At 72.8% G+C, this 17,406-nt stretch carries 16 protein-coding genes; 11 read left to right on the forward strand and 5 right to left on the reverse strand.

Annotated elements, in window-relative coordinates:
- Window positions 1–310 precede the first annotated feature (310 nt).
- The 5 genes from ACFT4A_RS30635 (at window position 311) to ACFT4A_RS30655 (ending at window position 4,390) form a co-directional block, all read left to right on the forward strand.
- The gene (locus tag ACFT4A_RS30635) at window positions 311–817 is read left to right on the forward strand and encodes an SRPBCC family protein (RefSeq protein WP_382836351.1); all 507 of its coding nucleotides are present in this window, start codon (window positions 311–313) and stop codon (window positions 815–817) included.
- Window positions 817–1,875 carry an LLM class flavin-dependent oxidoreductase gene (locus ACFT4A_RS30640; RefSeq protein ID WP_382836353.1) on the forward strand — a complete coding sequence of 353 codons (1,059 nt, stop codon included), beginning with the start codon at window positions 817–819 and terminating at the stop codon, window positions 1,873–1,875. The genes ACFT4A_RS30635 and ACFT4A_RS30640 overlap by 1 nt, the downstream gene beginning before the upstream one ends.
- A gap of 92 nt (window positions 1,876–1,967) precedes the next feature.
- On the forward strand, window positions 1,968–2,657 hold the full coding sequence (locus tag ACFT4A_RS30645; RefSeq protein WP_382836356.1) for a hypothetical protein: 690 nt from the start codon (window positions 1,968–1,970) through the stop codon (window positions 2,655–2,657).
- A 145-nt stretch (window positions 2,658–2,802) separates the two neighbouring features.
- Window positions 2,803–3,189: a hypothetical protein gene (locus ACFT4A_RS30650; RefSeq protein ID WP_382836359.1), complete on the forward strand. Its 387-nt coding sequence runs from the start codon at window positions 2,803–2,805 to the stop codon at window positions 3,187–3,189.
- Window positions 3,190–3,286: 97 nt separating this feature from the next.
- Window positions 3,287–4,390, forward strand: a complete 1,104-nt coding sequence (locus ACFT4A_RS30655; RefSeq protein ID WP_382836397.1) for a GNAT family N-acetyltransferase — start codon at window positions 3,287–3,289, stop codon at window positions 4,388–4,390.
- 144 nt (window positions 4,391–4,534) lie between these two features.
- Here the strand turns inward: ACFT4A_RS30655 and ACFT4A_RS30660 are convergent, their stop codons facing one another.
- Window positions 4,535–5,122 (reverse strand): hypothetical protein, encoded by a 588-nt coding sequence (locus tag ACFT4A_RS30660; protein WP_382836362.1) that lies wholly within the window; start codon window positions 5,120–5,122, stop codon window positions 4,535–4,537.
- Between the two features lie 149 nt (window positions 5,123–5,271).
- On the opposite strand from ACFT4A_RS30660, the gene ACFT4A_RS30665 reads away from it, so the two are divergent.
- Entirely contained in the window at window positions 5,272–7,788 is a 2,517-nt protein-coding gene (locus tag ACFT4A_RS30665; protein ID WP_382836364.1) for a SpoIIE family protein phosphatase, read from the forward strand.
- A gap of 23 nt (window positions 7,789–7,811) precedes the next feature.
- Here the strand turns inward: ACFT4A_RS30665 and ACFT4A_RS30670 are convergent, their stop codons facing one another.
- Window positions 7,812–8,000 carry a hypothetical protein gene (locus ACFT4A_RS30670; RefSeq protein ID WP_382836367.1) on the reverse strand — a complete coding sequence of 63 codons (189 nt, stop codon included), beginning with the start codon at window positions 7,998–8,000 and terminating at the stop codon, window positions 7,812–7,814.
- A 164-nt stretch (window positions 8,001–8,164) separates the two neighbouring features.
- Between ACFT4A_RS30670 and ACFT4A_RS30675 the strand changes: the two genes are divergently transcribed.
- Window positions 8,165–8,827, forward strand: a complete 663-nt coding sequence (locus tag ACFT4A_RS30675) for an ANTAR domain-containing protein (RefSeq protein ID WP_382836400.1) — start codon at window positions 8,165–8,167, stop codon at window positions 8,825–8,827.
- Between the two features lie 23 nt (window positions 8,828–8,850).
- Here ACFT4A_RS30675 and ACFT4A_RS30680 read toward each other — a convergent pair whose 3' ends face one another.
- Window positions 8,851–10,983 (reverse strand): SpoIIE family protein phosphatase, encoded by a 2,133-nt coding sequence (locus ACFT4A_RS30680; RefSeq protein ID WP_382836370.1) that lies wholly within the window; start codon window positions 10,981–10,983, stop codon window positions 8,851–8,853.
- Window positions 10,984–11,057: 74 nt separating this feature from the next.
- Here ACFT4A_RS30680 and ACFT4A_RS30685 point away from each other — a divergent pair, with 74 nt between their 5' ends.
- The gene (locus tag ACFT4A_RS30685; RefSeq protein WP_382836373.1) at window positions 11,058–11,870 is read left to right on the forward strand and encodes an ankyrin repeat domain-containing protein; all 813 of its coding nucleotides are present in this window, start codon (window positions 11,058–11,060) and stop codon (window positions 11,868–11,870) included.
- A 7-nt stretch (window positions 11,871–11,877) separates the two neighbouring features.
- Here the strand turns inward: ACFT4A_RS30685 and ACFT4A_RS30690 are convergent, their stop codons facing one another.
- Entirely contained in the window at window positions 11,878–12,060 is a 183-nt protein-coding gene (locus ACFT4A_RS30690) for a hypothetical protein (RefSeq protein WP_382836376.1), read from the reverse strand.
- A gap of 228 nt (window positions 12,061–12,288) precedes the next feature.
- Between ACFT4A_RS30690 and ACFT4A_RS30695 the strand changes: the two genes are divergently transcribed.
- The 3 genes from ACFT4A_RS30695 (at window position 12,289) to ACFT4A_RS30705 (ending at window position 16,494) form a co-directional block, all read left to right on the forward strand.
- Window positions 12,289–13,101 (forward strand): chitosanase, encoded by an 813-nt coding sequence (locus tag ACFT4A_RS30695; protein WP_382836379.1) that lies wholly within the window; start codon window positions 12,289–12,291, stop codon window positions 13,099–13,101.
- Window positions 13,102–13,193: 92 nt separating this feature from the next.
- The gene (locus tag ACFT4A_RS30700; protein WP_382836382.1) at window positions 13,194–14,180 is read left to right on the forward strand and encodes an EamA family transporter; all 987 of its coding nucleotides are present in this window, start codon (window positions 13,194–13,196) and stop codon (window positions 14,178–14,180) included.
- A 58-nt stretch (window positions 14,181–14,238) separates the two neighbouring features.
- Entirely contained in the window at window positions 14,239–16,494 is a 2,256-nt protein-coding gene (locus tag ACFT4A_RS30705) for an MMPL family transporter (protein ID WP_382836385.1), read from the forward strand.
- Window positions 16,495–16,504: 10 nt separating this feature from the next.
- On the opposite strand, the gene ACFT4A_RS30710 is transcribed toward ACFT4A_RS30705, so the two are convergent.
- Window positions 16,505–17,272 (reverse strand): sulfite exporter TauE/SafE family protein, encoded by a 768-nt coding sequence (locus ACFT4A_RS30710; protein ID WP_382836388.1) that lies wholly within the window; start codon window positions 17,270–17,272, stop codon window positions 16,505–16,507.
- Window positions 17,273–17,406: the final 134 nt, after the last annotated feature.

Raw genomic sequence — 17,406 nt, forward strand, 5'->3', positions numbered from 1 at the left:
TCGAAGGCCGGCCCGGGCGCACCCTCGCGACCGCGCCCGGCCGTGCATCATGGTGCCCGCCGACGGATCGGCTCGGCCACTGCCATCCCTGATGACTCCCCACCGGCGGGCACGTCAGACGCGAAGATCCCTCGGGGTGCAGCCACCGGTAGCGTACGCGGCCCCGCGAGCGTGGTTCCGCGCACCGGGGCACATCGGCGCCCGCCTTCACCGCCCCTTGAACGGATGGACACACGTGCCCCCTTGACCTGGTGAGTCTTATTACGCAACTCTGCTGCCACAGTCCTGTCGACAAGGAGGCCGGCACGAGATGGAGTGGACGGGCGCGCGGTACGCGGATCAACCGACGGTCGAGGTGACGACCTGGATCGCGGCTCCGCCGGGGAGAGTGTGGGCGCTGGTGTCGGATGTGACGCGGATGCCGGATCTGAGTGAGGAGTTGCAGTGGGCGGGGTGGGCCGACGGAGCCGCCGGTCCGGCCGTCGGGGCGCGCTTCACCGGCCGGAGCAGGCACGAGTCGCTCGGTGAGTGGGAGACGACCTCCACGGTCGTCGCCTGTGACCCGGAGCGGCTGTTCGCCTGGGCGGTCGGGGATCCGGCCGAGCCCAGTGCCGTCTGGCGGTTCGGGCTCCGGCCCAGGGACGGCGGGACCGAGCTGTCGCAGTGGATGCGGATGGGGCCGGGGCGTTCCGGCCTCTCCTTCGCGATCGACGCCATGCCGGAGAAGGAGCAGAAGATCGTGTTCGTGAGACTGCGGGAGTTCGAGGAAGGCATGACCGCCACGCTGGAGCACATCAGGCAGCGGGCGGAGGCGTGATGCGCACGGCGACGACCGTCGAGGCGGCGGCCCTCGGTTCCTGGTCCCGGCAGGCCGACTTCGTCGTAGAGGCGGAGAAACTGGGGCTCGACGTCTGCTGGGTGGCCGAGGCGTGGGGGTCGGACGCCCCGTCCGCCCTGGGCTTCTACGCGGCCCGTACGGAGCGGATGCTGCTGGGCTCCGCGGTCATGCAGGTCGGCACGCGCACGCCGGTGGCCCTCGCCCAGGCGGCGATCACCCTGTCCAATCTCTCCGGCGGGCGCTTCCTGCTGGGGCTGGGCCCCTCCGGACCGCAGGTGATGGAGGGCCTGCACGGAGTGCCGTTCGCCCGTCCGCTGGCCCGGACACGCGAGACGGTGGAGATCGTGCGCCAAGTGGTCGCGGGCGGCAAGATCTCCCATTCGGGCTCGGAGTTCAGGATTCCGCTGCCCGGCGGGGATGCGGTGCCGATGCGCCTGTCGATGCGGGCCGAGCACCCCGTCCCCGTCTACCTGGCCGCGCTCTCGCCCGCGATGCTGCGGCTGACCGGCCAGGTCGCGGACGGCTGGCTCGGCACCAGCTTCGTACCGGAGGGCGCGGCGGACGCCTACTTCGCTCCGCTGGACGAGGGACTGGCCGCCGCCGGCCGCGGACGCGCCGGGTTCGACGTCTGCCAGGGGGCCGAGGTCGCGTTCGCCCGGGACGAGGAGGCGCTCGGCGACATGATCGCGAGCCGGAGGAAGGAACTCGCCTTCAGCCTGGGCGGCATGGGTTCCGCGTCGACCAACTTCTACAACAAGGCCTACGGCCGTCAGGGCTGGGCCGAGGTCGCGGCGGAGGTGCGGGAACGCTGGCAGGCGGGCGACCGGGACGGTGCGGCGGGTCTCGTCACCGACGAGATGGTGCTGGCCACCACGCTCATCGGCACCGAGGAGATGGTGCGGCGACGGCTGCGGGTCTGGCGGGACGCCGGTGTGAACACGGTCCGTCTCTATCCGGCCGGCGAGACCCTGGACGACCGGCTCGACACCCTTGGCCGGGCGATCGAGTTGGTCCGGGAGTCCGGTTCCGGAGCCTGAACCCGGACTGTCCACCGCACGCACCGGCGGACAGGTAGGCTCCCGTGCTGATCATCGGCCGACACGAACATCTGGGGGGCTCCGTGCGGGCCATGGCTACCGTGACGACGACCGCGCTCGCGTGCCTGCTGGCGGGCGCCGCACTCGCCGGGTGCGGCTCCGGCGGCACCGGCGAGGACAAGTCCGCGGGCGACCTCCTCGACGAGGCCAACGCGACGATGCGGAAGCTGGACTCCGTCACCGTCGACATCACCAACCGCACGACGAGCGGCGCCACCGTCACCAGTCGTCTCGTGACCGACCTGGACAGCCGGTGCAGGTCGAAGACCGAGATGACCGGAGGCGCCGCCCTGGAACAGATCCGGCTGGGCAAGACGGACTACGTCCGGCCGAACCGGGCCTACCTGCAGGAGTGGAAGAAGATCCCGGGTGCCACGGGCGGGCAGAAGCTGTGGGTGAAGACGCCGGTGGACCCGGCCGGTTCGGGTGACGGTCTCACCTCGTGCGAACGGCCCTTCGAGTCGTTCGGCACGGCGAAGAAGGGCGGATCCACCCGGGTCGAGGGCACGAAGGCCGTCGAGCTGATCGTGACAGACAAGGCGGACAAGAAGGGGACGTACACCTTTTACGTGGCCGAGGAAGGCGAGCCCTACCTCCTCAAGACGGTCTACAAGAACGGTGCGCAGCACACCACCACCTCGTTCAGCGCCTTCGACGAGCCCCTCGACATCCGGGCGCCGAAGGCGGGCGAGGTGCTGAGCCTGCCCGGCGGCAGCGGCTGACCCGTTCCCGCAAGACCGGCGGCAGCGCTTTCCGTTGGATTTCGGCAGCAACTGGCCGAGCGGGGCGAATCGGCCCACAAGGGCTTGACGCGGGCGAGATGCGCTCGGCCTACTGGTAGGCGCAGCGGCCGTGTCGGGGGGTCTGATGGTGCGGCGACGATGGGCAGCGGTGGTGGGCCTGGTGGCCTGCCTGCTGTTGCTGCAGCTCGCCGTCCCGGGGCTCACGCGCGGTGAGCGCACGGCGGGGGCCGAGGTCACGGCAGCCGTGGAGACGCGGGCAACCGGTGCGGCCTCGACGCCCGGGGCCGAAGGAGCCGGGGAGTCCTGTCCGTGCGAGGAGGAGCCGACGCTCCGGCACCTGGCGGCACGGACCCCGAGGGCCGCGGGCGCGGGCGGGGCGAACCCGGTGGTGACCGGGGCGCCGGTGGTGGACCGGGGCGGTACGGACATCCGGGCGGCGGGGACGAGCCGGTGCGCGGGGACGGTCGGATCCGCCCCGAACGCCATTGAGCTGCAGACGTTCCGCTGCTGAGAGACGGCAGTACCGACAAGGGCCTGCGCCGTGCGGCCTGAGTACTGTCTGGTGCCGATTCGCGGCGATGTACAGGCCTTCGTGTGTCCCCATGCCGATGACACAGGAGGCAGAGTTGCCTGGAAAGCGTGTTCTCGTTCTGAGGCCGGACGAACTGGGCCCGAACGACCAGAAGATGTGGCGGGAGATACGGACGGAGTCCGCGGCCCCCGCGAATCCCTTTCTCGACCCGGCGTTCACCACCCTGGTGGGGCAGGTCAGGCCGGGAGCGAGAGTGGCGGTGCTGCTCGACGACGACTCCCCGGTCGGGTTCTTCCCGTACGAGAGGGGACCCCTGGGACAGGGCCGGGCCATCGGGCTCGGAGTGTCCGACAGTCAGGGGGCCGTGCTGCGGCCCGGGATCCGGCTCGACGCCCGCGGACTGCTGCGGTCCTGCGCGCTGTCGTCCTGGGAGTTCGACAACCTCGAAGCCGGCCAGGGGCTGTTCGTGCCGCACGCGGCCGAGGAGCTCGCCTCCCCGGTCGTCGACATCGGCGAGGGCTTCGAGCGGTACACGGAGCGGCTGCGGGCGAAGTCGCCGAGCTTCCTCAGACAGACCCTGGCCAAGGAGCGCAAGCTGGCCCGGCAGGTCGGCGAGGTGCGGTTCGTGTACGACGCCCGGGACCCGGACGCTCTGCGGGCGTTGATGGACTGGAAGTCGGCGCAGTACCGGCGGACCGGCCGGCGCGACCGGTTCGCGCAGGAGTGGATCACCCGGCTGGTGACGCTGCTCGGGGAGAGCGAGGAACCGGAGTGCCGTGGTGTGCTGTCCGTGCTCTACGCCGCGGACCGGCCCGTGGCCGCGCACTTCGGGTTGCGCTCGCGCACGGTGCTGTCCTGGTGGTTCCCGGCGTACGACCGCGCCTACGCCAAGTACTCCCCCGGTCTCGTGCTGCAGCTCAGGATGCTGGAGGCCGCGGCGGCCGACGGTGTCGAGACCGTCGACCTGGGGAGTGGCCCCGCCCGCTACAAGGAGTCGCTCAAGACCCGTGACCTGCGGGTGTACGAAGGGGCGGTGGTACGGCCGGTGCCGGGCGGAGCCGTCCACTGGCTGGGCCGGGAGCCCGCCCGGGCCGCGCGCCGCTTCGTACGCAACCGGCCCCGCCTGGCCGGCGCCGCGGCACGGACCCTCGCGGAACTGGGGCGCGTGCGCGGCCGGTGAGAAGGGTCCCGCCGGGTGGGCGCGGGGGCCCTGGCGGGCGCGGACCGCGCGGACGCATCACCGTCGAGGCGCTTGCCCTGCCGCCTCCCCGCGGATCGCCTGGATCCGCGCGCCCGGCTCCGGAGAACCGGGCGCGCAGTCCCGTCACCTGGTGGCGGTCCAGCTGTGGGCGACGTCCACGATGATGCGGTCGTCCAGCTGCAGCACCCGGAAGGGCAGCCGGGCGCGGAGGCCGAGTCCGACCTGGGTCTCCCCCTCGAAGCTGCCGGCGAAGCGGGTGTCCCGGAAGGTGCGGTAGCCGGTGAGGTCCACGCCCGGCAGCGGACGCGCCACCCGGCCGGGATACGTGGCGGCGCCGGTCTCCGGGTCGTAGGCGGGCGCGGCCACCCGCACCTCGAGGACGGCTCCGCCGGTCACGGGAATGTGGCGGCCCGATCCGTCCTGGTGGAGCCGGTCGACATAGCGGACGGAGTAGCCGACGTCGCCGCCCGCGCCGGGCAGGTCGATGACCATCCGGTCGAAGCATGCGTGACGGCCGGTTCTGATGTCCTTCACCGGCGAGATCGTGGCGCTGGTGTCGGTCTTGGCGATACTTCCCCAGCCGGTCGGGCACGCCGCGGCCCGGGCCGCCTGCCGGGTGGTGGCCGGAGCCGCGCCGGCCGGGACCGCCGCGACACCCACCGTGGCGCCCACGAGCGCGAGAGTCGCGCATACTGTTCCGATTCGTACCATTTCTTGCCCCCGAGGCTTGCCTGTGGCTGATATCGGGTGAGACGGCCGTGACGACCGAAAGGTTGCACTTGCCGCGCCGGAGTGCAGACCATGGCACATCCTGATGGGAGCGATTGGTGTCCGGTGCGTCCGTACCGGGAGGACCCGAGATGGATGAGGCAGCCGCCGTACCGGACGGGCCGCGGGCACCCGGCGGGATCGAGGATGCCCTCACCGCTCCGCTGATCGCGGCCGTACGGGACCTCGGGGGGTACGGCGGTCTTGTCTACCTGCGCTCCCGCGACCGGCGCTCGCTGGTGCTGGCCCTGGTGACCGGAGTGCCCCGGTCGCTGCTCAGGGCGTGGTGGCGGGTGCCCATGAGCGGCGCCCTGCCCATGGCCGAGGCCTACCGGCGCGACGAGACCCTGTGGCTGCCGGACGAGCGCGTCGCCATGGTGCGCTTCCCGCACTTCACCGCCGGGCTGCCGTACTCCTTCGGCTCCGCCCACCAGCCCGTCCGGGCCGACGGGGAGGCCGTGGGCGTGCTGGTCGTGCTGCGCTCGGCCGCCCGCTCGCCGATGGACCTCGATGCCGTGGAGGTCGCGCTGCGCCCCGCCGAGCGGGACATGGAGGAGCGCCTCGGCCGTCTCACCACCGGCCGGTCCGGCTCGGGCGCGTACCGGGTCGAGTACGACGACGAACCCGTCAGCGTGCGGCTGCCCACGGCCGCCGTGCGCCCCGTGCGGGTCGGGCTTCTCGACTGGGACCTGGACAGCGACCGGTGCACGCCGGACGACGAGGCTCTCGCGCTCCTCGGCATCGCCGGGGCGGACTTCGACGGCACCATGGCGGCCGTCGAGGCCCGCGTCAGCCCGGACGACCTGCACGAACTGCGGGCGAGCCGGCAGGACGCGCTGACGCACGGCCGGGTCAGATCCCGTCACTTCCGGGTCAGGGACGAGTCCGTCGGCGGCGGGGAGATCAGCTACCGGCCCGTCGAACTGTGGGGCCATCTCGTGCGCGACGGCACCGGCTCCGCCGGGATCCTGGTGGGCGCCCTCGTCGACGCGGCCGGCGGGCTCACCGCGGCCGAGGCCGCGGAGCGGCTGCCCGACGGGCTGTTCTCCCTGGACCAGGACGGCCGTCTGACGTACGCCAACCGCCGCTGCGAGGAACTGCTCGGCGCCGGCCGGGAAGAGCTCCTGGGCCGCTATCCGTGGGAGGTGATCACCTGGCTCCGGGACCCCTCGTACGAGGACCGCTACCGGGCGGCGATGCTGTCGCAGGAACAGGTGTCCTTCCTCGTGCGGCAGCCCACCGGGAGCTGGCTGAGCTTCGTGCTGTACCCGGATGTGCACGGGCTGACCGGCCGGGTCCATCCGACCGTCCCGCCCACCGGAGGCGAGGCGGCGCGCGAGGCCGGGTCGTCCGGCGGTCCCGTGCCGGGCGCCGCGGCCGTGGCGCCGCCGTCCGGGCCGGTCGCGGGGGCGCGGGCCGGGGCGCTGTACCACGTGGTGCAGATGGCGAGCGTGCTCACCGAGGCGGTCACCGTGCAGGACGTGTGCCGGGCCGTGTCCGAGCAGTTGCTGCCCGCGTTCGGCGCGCGGGAACTCGCCCTGTACACCGTCCGCGAGGGCCGGATGTACCTGCAGTGGGAGTCGGGCTATCCGGAGGGCTTCCTCACCCAGTTCGAGGGGGTCGCCCTCGACACGCAACTGCCCGGCGTCCACGCCCTGACCACGCGGCTGCCGCTCTTCTTCGAGTCGCCCGAGGACCTCTCGATCGCCTACCCGGGCATCGCCCTGGACCGGATGCACGCCTGGTCGTTCCTGCCGCTGATCGCCTCCGGTCATCCCGTCGGCTCCTGCATCCTCGGCTGGGACGCCCCGCACCGGTTCACCCCCGACGAGCGCTCCGCCCTCACCGCGCTGAGCGGGCTGGCCGCCCAGGCCATGGAACGGGCGCGGCTCTACGACTCGGAGTCCGCAGTCGCCCGCGGCCTCCAGGAAGGGCTGCTGCCGCACCGGCTGCCCGCCGTCGAGGGGCTGCGCACGGCCGGCCGCTATCTGCCCGGCACGCAGGGCATGGCCATCGGCGGCGACTGGTACGACGTGATCACGACGGGGCGTGGTGTGGCCCTGGTGATCGGGGACGTCGAAGGCCACAGTGTCGGCGCCGCCGCGGTGATGGGCCAGCTGCGCAGTGCGGTGCACGCCTTCGCCGCGAGCGAGCGGCCGCCGCAGGAGGTCATCACCCATACCAACCGGCTGCTGGCCGAGCTGGAGTCGGACGCCTTCGCCACCTGCTGCTACATCGAACTCGACCCGCGTACCGGGCGCGCGCTCGCCGTGCGGGCCGGCCATCCCCCGCCGCTGCTGCGCCACCCCGACGGGCACGCCGAGCCGCTGGACCTGGTGGGCGGGGTCATGCTGGGTGTGCAGCCCGACTCGGTCTATCCCGTCACCGCGCTCACGCTGGCGCCCGGCAGCGTCCTCGCCCTGTACACCGACGGGCTCGTGGAGCAGCCCGGCAGCGACATCGAGACAGGCATCGAGGAGGTCCGCCGCGCGCTGGCCGACACCCCGGCGGACTCGGTGGAGCATCTCGCCGACCGCCTGGTGAGAACGGCCCGGCGCGCGCCCGAACGACCGGACGACGTGGCCCTCCTGCTGACGGCCTATCGCTGACGGGCAGGGGGTGCCCGGGATCGTCACGGCTGCGCCGACGGACCCGGCGGCCTCCGGCTCATCCCGGGGCCGGTGAGCACCGCCGCATACGGCTCGACCGGCAGCGGCATTTCCAGGCCGATGGATACAACCGCACCCCGCGCGACGGACACCGGCACCGGCACCGGCACCAGCACCAGCACCAGCACCAGCACCAGCACCAGCACCAGCACACCCAGACCGCATCCGGACCCGGCGGGTTCCGGCGGGTCGCAGGCCGGCCCGGCGGGTGGGGCTGCTCGGGCCGCTCGGACGGGCGGTGTGGCCCGGAGTACGGTGGTCGGGACCGGTGAGCGAGGCGGTGGTGGCGGTGGAGTGGCAGCGGTACGCCGAGCAGATGGCGCAACTCGCCCGGGACCTGGTGGCTCAGGATTCGGTGCAGGCGACGCTGGACGAGATCGCCGCTTCGGCGGTGAAGCTCGTCGAGGGCTGTGACGCGGCGGGCATCCTGACGGTGTCCAAGGGCCGGGCCGTGACGCTGGCCGTGTGCGGCGACATGGTCGAGGAGTCCGACCGGCTGCAGGGCGAGCTGCGCGAGGGGCCGTGCTTCGACGCCGCCCGCCGTGTGGACGGCGAGCGGCTGTTCCGTATCGCCGACATGACCACGCCGCAGCCGTCCTGGCCGCGGTTCTCGCAGGCGGCCCGCGATCTGGGGATCGGCAGCATGACCGGTGTGCTGCTCTACACCGAGCAGGAGGACTTCGGCGCGCTGAACCTCTACTCGCGCCGCCCGGGGGCCTTCGGCAAGGACATCGAGGCCGCGGGCTGGCTGCTCGCCTCCCATGCCGCCGTGGCGCTGGACACCGCCCGTACCGTCGACCAGCTGGAGCACGCCCTGGAGACCCGGCACGCCGTGGGAGAGGCCATGGGGATCCTCATGGAACGCCACCGGCTGAGCGAGGACGAGGCCTTCGGCGTGCTGCGGCGTATCTCGCAGCACCACAACATCAAGCTGCGCGATGTCGCCCGGCACGTCCGCCCGGAGCCCGACCGGGCCTGACCGGAGCGCCTCGGGCAGCGGCCTCAGGCCCGGTGGCCTTCGGGGCGGTACGCGCGCAGCAGGAGCACCGCGATGTCGTCGGCGTGCTGCCCGGTGGGGGTCGTGTGGCGGACGAGCCGGTCGATGAGCCGTTCCAGGTCGTGGCCGTCGGCGGCGTCCAGCTGCCCGGCGAGGTCGGATGTGGTCCGGGTGGCGTCCGTGCCGGGGAGCTCGACCAGGCCGTCGGTGTAGAGGGCGAGGGTGGTGCCGGGGAGCAGGGGCGCGGTGGTGACCGGGTAGTGGCCGCCGGTGTCGATGCCCAGCAGCGGGCCGGGGTCGACGTCGAGGACCGATGCGGGGCGGCTGAGGTGACGCAGCAGCGGCGGCACGTGTCCCGCGCTGGCGAAGGCCACCTGGTGGCGGGCCAGGTCGAGATGGGCGTAGAGGCAGGAGACGAGCAGTTCGGAGTCGAGGTCGGCCAGGAGCCGGTTGGTGCGCACGAGGACCTCGTCGGGTGCGGCGCCCGCGGTGGCGTGGGCGTGGATGGCGGTGCGCACCTGGCCCATGAGAGCGGCGGCGGCGATGCTGTGGCCCTCCACGTCGCCGATGACGGCGGCCGCGGTCGTCTCGTCGAGGCGCAGCAGGTCGAAGAAGTCGCCGCCGACCTCGATGCCGTGGCCGGCGGGAAGGTAGCGGGCGGCGACGTCTAGTCCGGAGAGATTCGGCAGGGCCCTCGGCAGCAGGGCGCGCTGCAGTTCGTGCACGAGTCGGTGTTTGGCGTCGTAGAGCCGGGCGCGGTCGAGGGCCTGGGCGATCAGGCCGGACAGGGACGTCAGGACGGCGCGTTCGTCGGCGGTGAAGGTGTGCGGGTGGTCGTAGGACAGGATGCAGCAGCCCACCGGACGGCCGGAGATACGCAGCGGCAGGAAGGCCCAGGCCTGTTTGCCGCTGATCTGGGGGGCGCCGGGGTAGTTGGCGGCCAGCTCGGCCGGGCCGGCGAAGAAGGCGGGGGTGCCGCTGGCGAGGACCTGGCCGGCCGGGGTGAGGTCGGTGTCCAGCGACAGGGCGTCGAGCCGTTCCATGACGTCGGCCGTGTAGCCGTGGTAGCCGGTGATCTTCAGACGTCCGGCCTCGGCGACGGACAGCACGAGGCCCTGGGCGCCGAAGGCGGGCAGGATCTGGTGGGCGCTCAGCGCCACGAGGTCGCGCACGGTCACCGCCTCGGCGAGCGCGGCGGCCAGGTGCACCAGTTGGTAGAGGCGTCCCGTCGGTGCCGCCGCGGGGCTGCGCGCGGCGGCGGGCGGTGACGGGGCCTCGGTCCGCTCTCCGCTCGGGGCGACGCGGACGCTGATGCCGCTGGTGTCCGGGTAGAGCTGGAAGGTGAGCCACAGGTCGGGCGGGCGGCGCGCGGTGAACGACACGGGTGTGCGGCTGACGACCGCCGTGCGGTAGTGGTCCTCGTAGCCCGGGTCGTCCAGCCAGTGCAGAGACTGCCAGGGCCGGGTGCCGAGCAACTGGTCGGCGCGGCAGCCGAGCAGGCGGGCCGCGGTGGCGGTGGCGAAGGTGATGCGGCCCTCCAGATCGAGGGCCAGGGCGCCTTCGGGGAGACGTTCGAGGTAGTCGGCGGCGGCCAGGCCGGTCTGCACGGGGTGGTGTGCGGCGTCGACGGGGACGATGCGCGGCTGGTCGGGCAGGGCGGGCGGCCCTGCGGCATCGTCCAGCAGGCGGGCCATACGGCGGGCGCTGGAGGTGATGTGGCCGCGTTCGCGTGGCGTGATGCTGCGCGGCCGCACGGCGGGCCACATCAGTACGATGCCGCCCCAGCGGCGCCGTACGCCGGCCAGCGGGACGGCGGTCAGGGCGAACGGGTAGGGCAGGACCGCGGCGGCCCGGGGGTAACGACGGGCCATCTCCTCCTGGCTCTCGATGCTGACCAGCGCGTCGGCGTGGATCGCGTCGGCGACCGGGACCGGTGCGGTCAGGGGCAGCCGCTGCCAGGGGGCGCTGAACGCGATCGGCAGGCCGCACAACGCGACGAGGCGCAGCACCGGCTCCGCCTCCTCGATCAGGTACAGGCCGCCGATCGAGGCTCCGGTTCCGCGCACGGTGTCGGCCAGGGCCACCCCCAGGGCGTCCAGCGATCCGGCGCCCCCGGGCGGCTCGTTGCTCGCGGACATGCAGTCCTCCCGCTCTTATCCGGACGCTACGCCTCGCGGGGCCGGTGGGCATGTCGTCGGGCATGACCGCGCGGGTGAGTGCTACAGGCACGGAGCGTGGTGCGCGGTGGCGTCGTCGTACAGAATCGGAGGCCCTGGACGGCGATCGGGAGGCCGGCTCGCAGACGCTGACATCACAGGATCCGCTGGCCGTCGCCGTCACCGCAGCGATCCGGGCCGGCGATCTGCCGGGGCTCGGGCGGCTGCTCGCCGACCATCCCGGTCTGGCCACGGCACGTATCACCGAGCACGGCGAGGACGGCAGGGGCACGCGCAGTCTGCTGCACATCGCGACCGACTGGCCCGGCCACTTCCCGCACGGTCCCGAGGTGGTGGCCGCCCTGGTCGCCGCGGGAGCCGATCCCGACGCCCGCTTCGGCGGTGCGCATACGGAGACGCCGCTGCACTGGGCGGCCAGCAGCAACGACGTGGCCGTCCTGGACGCGCTCATCGCCGCCGGGGCCGACATCGAGGCCCCCGGGGCGGTGATCGGCGGCGGCACTCCGCTGGCCGACGCCCGCGGGTTCGGCCAGTGGCGCGCCGCGCGGCGGCTCGTCGAGCACGGCGCCCGCACCACCCTCCAGGACGCCGCCACGCTCGGTCTGCTGGACCGGGTGCGGGACTGTGTCGAGGCCGGGGAGTCCCCTTCGCCCGACGAGATCACCAGCGCCTTCTGGGGCGCCTGCCACGGCGGGCATCTGGCCACCGCGCGGTATCTCCACGCGCACGGCGCCGACGCCGACTGGTGCGGCTACGACGACATGACACCGCTCGACATCGCCCGCGCCCATGACGCCGACGACGTCGTGCGGTGGCTGCGCGACCTGGGCGCGAAGAACCGCTCGTAGGGCCGCGTCACAGGCAGTAGCGCACGAGCCACTCGTCCTGGTTGTAGTCGGTGCGCGCGGGGTCGGGGGCGCCCGCGGCTCGTTCCTCGACCATGTCCTCCACGCGCACCGGCTCCGGCAGTGTGCCGAAGCGGGCCCGGCGTGCCGCCGCCTCCGGCTCGCTCCCCTGCTGCGACGTCGCGTCGTCCACCGCGATTCCCCTCTCTCGCCGGCCTCCGAGACCGATCGGCCTCCCTGCGCAATGAGTTGACGTGCGGGGCGGGCTCTTGGTTCCCGTGGCGGTACTCAGTCGGCTCGTCCGACGTTACGAACTTCGGCTCTGCCGGTTCCCGGGACGGACGGAAAGTGATAGGAAACCTTCCTATCAGTTCTGTTCCGCACGGCCAGCTCTCCCACCCCCACTCTGTCTGGAGGCCCCGTGAGACACCCGACCCCGCGCCGCACCGCTCTGGCGTTGTTCGGCGCCGCCCTCGCCGCCGCCCCGTTCCTGAAACCGCCGCACGCCACGGCCGCCGTCCGTGCGATCGGGCTCGACGACCCGGCGAAGAAGGAGATCGCCATGCAGCTGGTGTCGAGCGCGGAGAACTCCTCGCTCGACTGGAAGGCGCAGTACCAGTACATCGAGGACATCCGCGACGGCCGCGGCTACACCGCCGGCATCATCGGGTTCTGCTCCGGCACCGGCGACATGCTCGACCTCGTCGAGCTCTACACCGACCGCAAGCCCGGCAACGTCCTCGCGAAGTACCTGCCGGCGCTGCGCGAGGTCGACGGTTCCGACTCGCACGACGGGCTCGACCCGGGCTTCCCCGGCGACTGGCGCCGGGCGGCTCGTGACGCCGCGTTCCGGCGGGCGCAGGACGACGAGCGCGACCGGGTGTACTTCGGCCCGGCGGTCCGGCAGGGCAAGGCGGACGGGCTGCGGGTGCTGGGCCAGTTCGCGTACTACGACGCCATCGTCATGCACGGCGACGGCACCGACCCCCTGAGCTTCCGCAACATCCGCAAGCGTGCGCTGCGCACGGCGAATCCGCCGACGGCGGGCGGTGACGAGGTGACGTACCTCGACGCCTTCCTGGACGCGCGGGTGTGGGCCATGAGACAGGAGGAGGCGCACAGCGACACGAGCCGGGTCGACACGGCGCAACGCGTCTTCCTGCGCAAGCGGAACCTCGACCTCGACCCGCCGCTGGACTGGAAGGTCTACGGCGACAGCTACCACATCGGCTGACCCTCGGGCGGCGGCCCGGGGCCGATTGGTCCACCAAGCCGGCACCGGAGTGGACCTCGAACCGGGCCGCCGCGCTGCCTAGCGTCGCCGGTATGAACGTCACCGCCCCGCGGGGAGCCCTGCTCGCCGCGTTCGCCTGCGTCCTCGTCGGAGCGTCCTTCACGGCCAACAGCGTCCTGGGCGAGTACCCGTACGCGGGCGGCCAGTTCCTGCGCTACGGACTGGCCTGTCTGCTGCTCCTGCCCCTGGCCGGGAAGGGGTCGACCTCCCGGCTGAGGGCGCTGACACCTCGTCAGTGGGCCCGTCTCGTCCTGCTCGCCGCGGTCGGCATGGTCGGCTTCAACCTGGCCGTCATCGCCGCGGAGCGCACGGCGGAGCCGGCGGTTCCCGGCGTGTTCGTGGGCTGTGCGCCGGTGGTCGTCGCCGTGCTCGTACCCCTCCTGGACGGGCGCGGGCCCAGGCGGGCGGTTCTGTACGGGGCGCTGCTCGTGGCCGTCGGCGCCTGCGCCGTCCAGGGCTGGGGGCGCACCGACGGCGCGGGGCTCGCCTTCTCCGTGTGCGCCCTGGCGGGGGAGGTCGGGTTCGCCGTGCTCGCCGTACCCGTGCTGCGGCCGCTCGGGCCCCGGTTGCTGTCCGCCACGGTGTGCGCGGTCGCCGCGCTGGAGTCGGCGGCGGTCGGTGTGCTGGTCGACGGGGGCGGGTGGCTGCGGCGTCCGGACGGCGCCGAGACCGCCGCGCTGCTGTGGCAGGCGGTGGTGGTCACGGTGGTCGGATTCGTGTGCTGGTACATGGGCATGCAGCGGATCGGCGCGGAACGCGCCACCCTGTTCTCCGGCCTCATCCCGGTCGCGGCGGCCGGTACCGCCCCGCTGGTCGGCACGGGCTCGTACGGACTGGCCCAGGCGGCGGGCAGCGCGCTGGTCGGCCTCGGCGTCGCCCTGGGGTCCGGGGCGCTGGACCTGGCCTCGGCCCGCCGGCGCGTCGGCGGGCGGGCCCGCAACGCCGCCCCGGCGGCCACCTTTCGGGGGAACGCCCGCCCGGAGTGGCAGGGCGCCCGCGCGCCGGAAATGCCGGAGTGATCCCCCGCGCATCTAATGGACGGCACCCAATGTCTCAGCCGACACAGGAGCCACGTAGATGCCGCACTCCCGCACCGGTGAAGGGGACAAGAAGGCCGCGCGTGCGGGTCTGCTGCGGCGGCTGGGCGAGTGGTGCGCACGCCACTTCGGGATCGTCATCGGCGCCTGGCTCGTGGCGCTGGTGGCACTCCAGGTCGTCAACCATGTGTCCGGGGGCGAGTACTCCGACAACTTCTCCCTGCCCCAGGCGCAGGCCCAGAAGGGCCTGGACGTGCTGCAGGAGCACGATCCGCAGGCCGGCGGCTACAGCAGCCAGATCGTGCTGCACGACGACAGCCAGGACCTGACCGCGCTGAGCTCGCAGATGTCCACCACGGTCGCCGACCTGGAGCAGCTCCCGCACGTCCTGTCGGCCCAGAACCCGCTGACCGCCCCGGCCCCGCCCTCGGGGCAGCCGAACGTCGGGCCGCTCTCGGACGACAAGAAGTCGGCGTACATCACGGTCCGTTTCAATGTGCAGCCCTCGACCCTGGGCGCCGGGTATCTGAACGGTGTCGACACCGCCGTACAGCCGCTGCGTTCGGCGGGGGCGGAGGTCGAGTACGGCGGGCCGCTCGGCGAACTCGCGAGGCCCCCCGCCGACGACCGGGTGAGCGAGCTGATCGGGTTCGGTGTCGCCATCGTCGTGCTGCTGGTCGGCTTCGGCAGCGTGATCGCCGCCGGCATTCCGCTGCTCACCGCGCTGATCAGCGTCGTCGGAGGTCTCGCCATCCTCGGGCTGCTGGCCGCCGCGTTCACCTTCGCGACCGTGTCACCGACCCTCGCCACCATGATCGGCCTGGGTGTCGGCATCGACTACGCCCTGTTCATGATCACTCGTCACCGGCAGAACATCATCGACGGCATGGACCCGGTGCGGGCCGCCGGGCAGGCCGCGAGCACCAGCGGCCACGCCGTCCTCGTCTCCGGCTGCACGGTGATCATCGCGCTGGCGGGCCTGTCCGCGTCCGGGGTCTCCTTCATCTCCCTGCTCGGCCTCGCCGCCGCCGTCACCGTCGTCTCGGCCGTCATCGGCGCGCTCACCCTGGTGCCGGCCCTGCTCGGCCTCATCGGCCGGCACATCGACCGCTACCACGTGCGCCGCCCCGTCGCCGAGACCGACGCCGAGGGGGGTGAGACGCCGCAGGGCACCTGGCACCGGTACGCGCAGCGGGTGGAGCGCAGGCCGCTGTCGTTCCTGTCGGGGGGTGTCGCCGTGATCGCGGTGCTCGCGATCCCGTTGTTCTCCATCCAGCTCGGTCACATCGGCGACGGCGCCGACCCGACCTCCTTCACCGACCGGCGGGCGTTCGACCTGATGACCGACGCGTTCGGGCCCGGGTCCAACGGTCCGCTCACCGTCGTCATCGACCAGAGCGACGTACCGGACTCACAGCGCGACGATCTGGCCTCGCGGGCCCGGACGGCACTCGACTCGGTCCAAGGGGCCGCCGCCGTCACCCCCCTGACGCCCACCCAGGACGGGGACGTCCTGGTCGGCACGGTCTACTCGACCGTGTCCCCGCAGAACGCCGCGACCACGGACCTGACCAACCGTCTCGTCGACGACACACTGCCGGGTGTCGTCCAGGGGACGGACGCCAAGGGGTATGTCACCGGTACGACGGCGACCCAGGTCGACTTCCGTGACATCGTCGCCGCCCAGCTGCCCGTGATCATCGCCGTCGTGGTGGGCCTGGCGTTCCTGATCATCCTGGCGGTGTTCCGGGGGCTGCTCGTCGCCGTCAAGGCGGCCGTCCTGAACGTGCTGTCGATCGCCGCGTCGTACGGCGTGGTCGTCGCGGTGTTCCAGTGGGGCTGGGGCGGGCCCGCGCTCGGTGTGCACGGCAAGGTGCCCATCGAGAGCTATGTGCCGATGATGATGTTCGCCATCATCTTCGGCCTCAGCATGGACTACGAGATCTTCCTGCTGTCCCGCGTCCACGAGGCGTGGCGGCGTACCGGGGACGCCAAGGCGTCGGTGGCGCACGCCCTGGAGATCACGGCCCGGGTCATCACGAGTGCCGCACTGATCATGGTGAGTGTGTTCGCGGCGTTCATCATCAGCGACAACATCGTGGTCAAGATGCTCGGGCTGGGGCTGGCCGTCAGCGTGCTCATCGACGCCAGTGTGGTGCGCCTGCTGATGGTGCCGGCCGTGATGACGCTGCTCGGGGCGCACGCGTGGTGGACGCCGCGCTGGCTGGACCGGGTGATGCCCCACATCGACGCCGAGGGCGAATCGAAGGAGGCGGGCGCCCGTCCGGCGCCGTAGCGAGCCGCCCTCAGTGGAGCACCAGGTGCACGAGGGCGAGGGTGCCGACCGACACGATCAGGGTCCGCAGGACGGCGGGGCTGAAGCGGCGGCCCGTCCTGGCTCCGACCAGGCCGCCCAGCGCGGACCCGGCGGCGATGAGGACGACGGCCGTCCAGTCGAACTCCGCGAAGAAGACGAAGAGCAGGGCGGCCACGGTGTTGACGACGGCCGCGAGCACGTTCTTCACGGCGTTGAGGCGCTGGAGCGTCTCGTCGAGGAGCATGCCCATCAGGGAGACATAGATGATGCCCTGCGCTGCCGAGAAGTAGCCGCCGTAGACGCTGGCGAGCGTCAGTCCCGTGAACAGCAGCGGACCGCCGTCGGGGCGGGCGCGGGCGCCGGTACGGCGACGGCGGCGGCGCACGCGCCTGGCGATGAGGGGCTGGCAGGCGACCAGGACGAGGGCGAGGCCCACCAGGGCCGGCACGATCCGTTCGAAGGCCGCGGCGGGCAGGGTCAGCAGCAGCACGGCGCCCACGAGGCCGCCCAGCACGGCACCGATGCCGAGCAGGAGGACGCGCCGTCGCTGCCCCCGGAGTTCCTCGCGATAGCCGATGACCGCGCTGATCGAGCCGGGGACCAGCCCGAGCCCGTTGGACACGGTCGCCGTGACCGGAGGCAGTCCGGTGGCGAGCAGCACCGGGAAGGTGATCAGCGTTCCCGAGCCGACGACGGCGTTGACCGCACCGGCGCCCGTACCGGCCGCGAACACGGCCGCCATCTCCCAGGGCGTCACGCCGCGATCCCGCCGCCGGCGCCGCGTCCGGCGTTCCAGGTGCTGTTCATGGGGTCACGGTAGACGGTGGGCACTTCGGGGTTCGCCGAAGGGTGCCGGGCCCCGGAGCGGAACGGCGGCGGGATCCGAGGAGC

It is taken from the genome of Streptomyces sp. NPDC057099 (assembly GCF_042671245.1).
In the GTDB taxonomy this organism is placed as follows: Bacteria; Actinomycetota; Actinomycetes; order Streptomycetales; family Streptomycetaceae; genus Streptomyces; species Streptomyces purpurascens.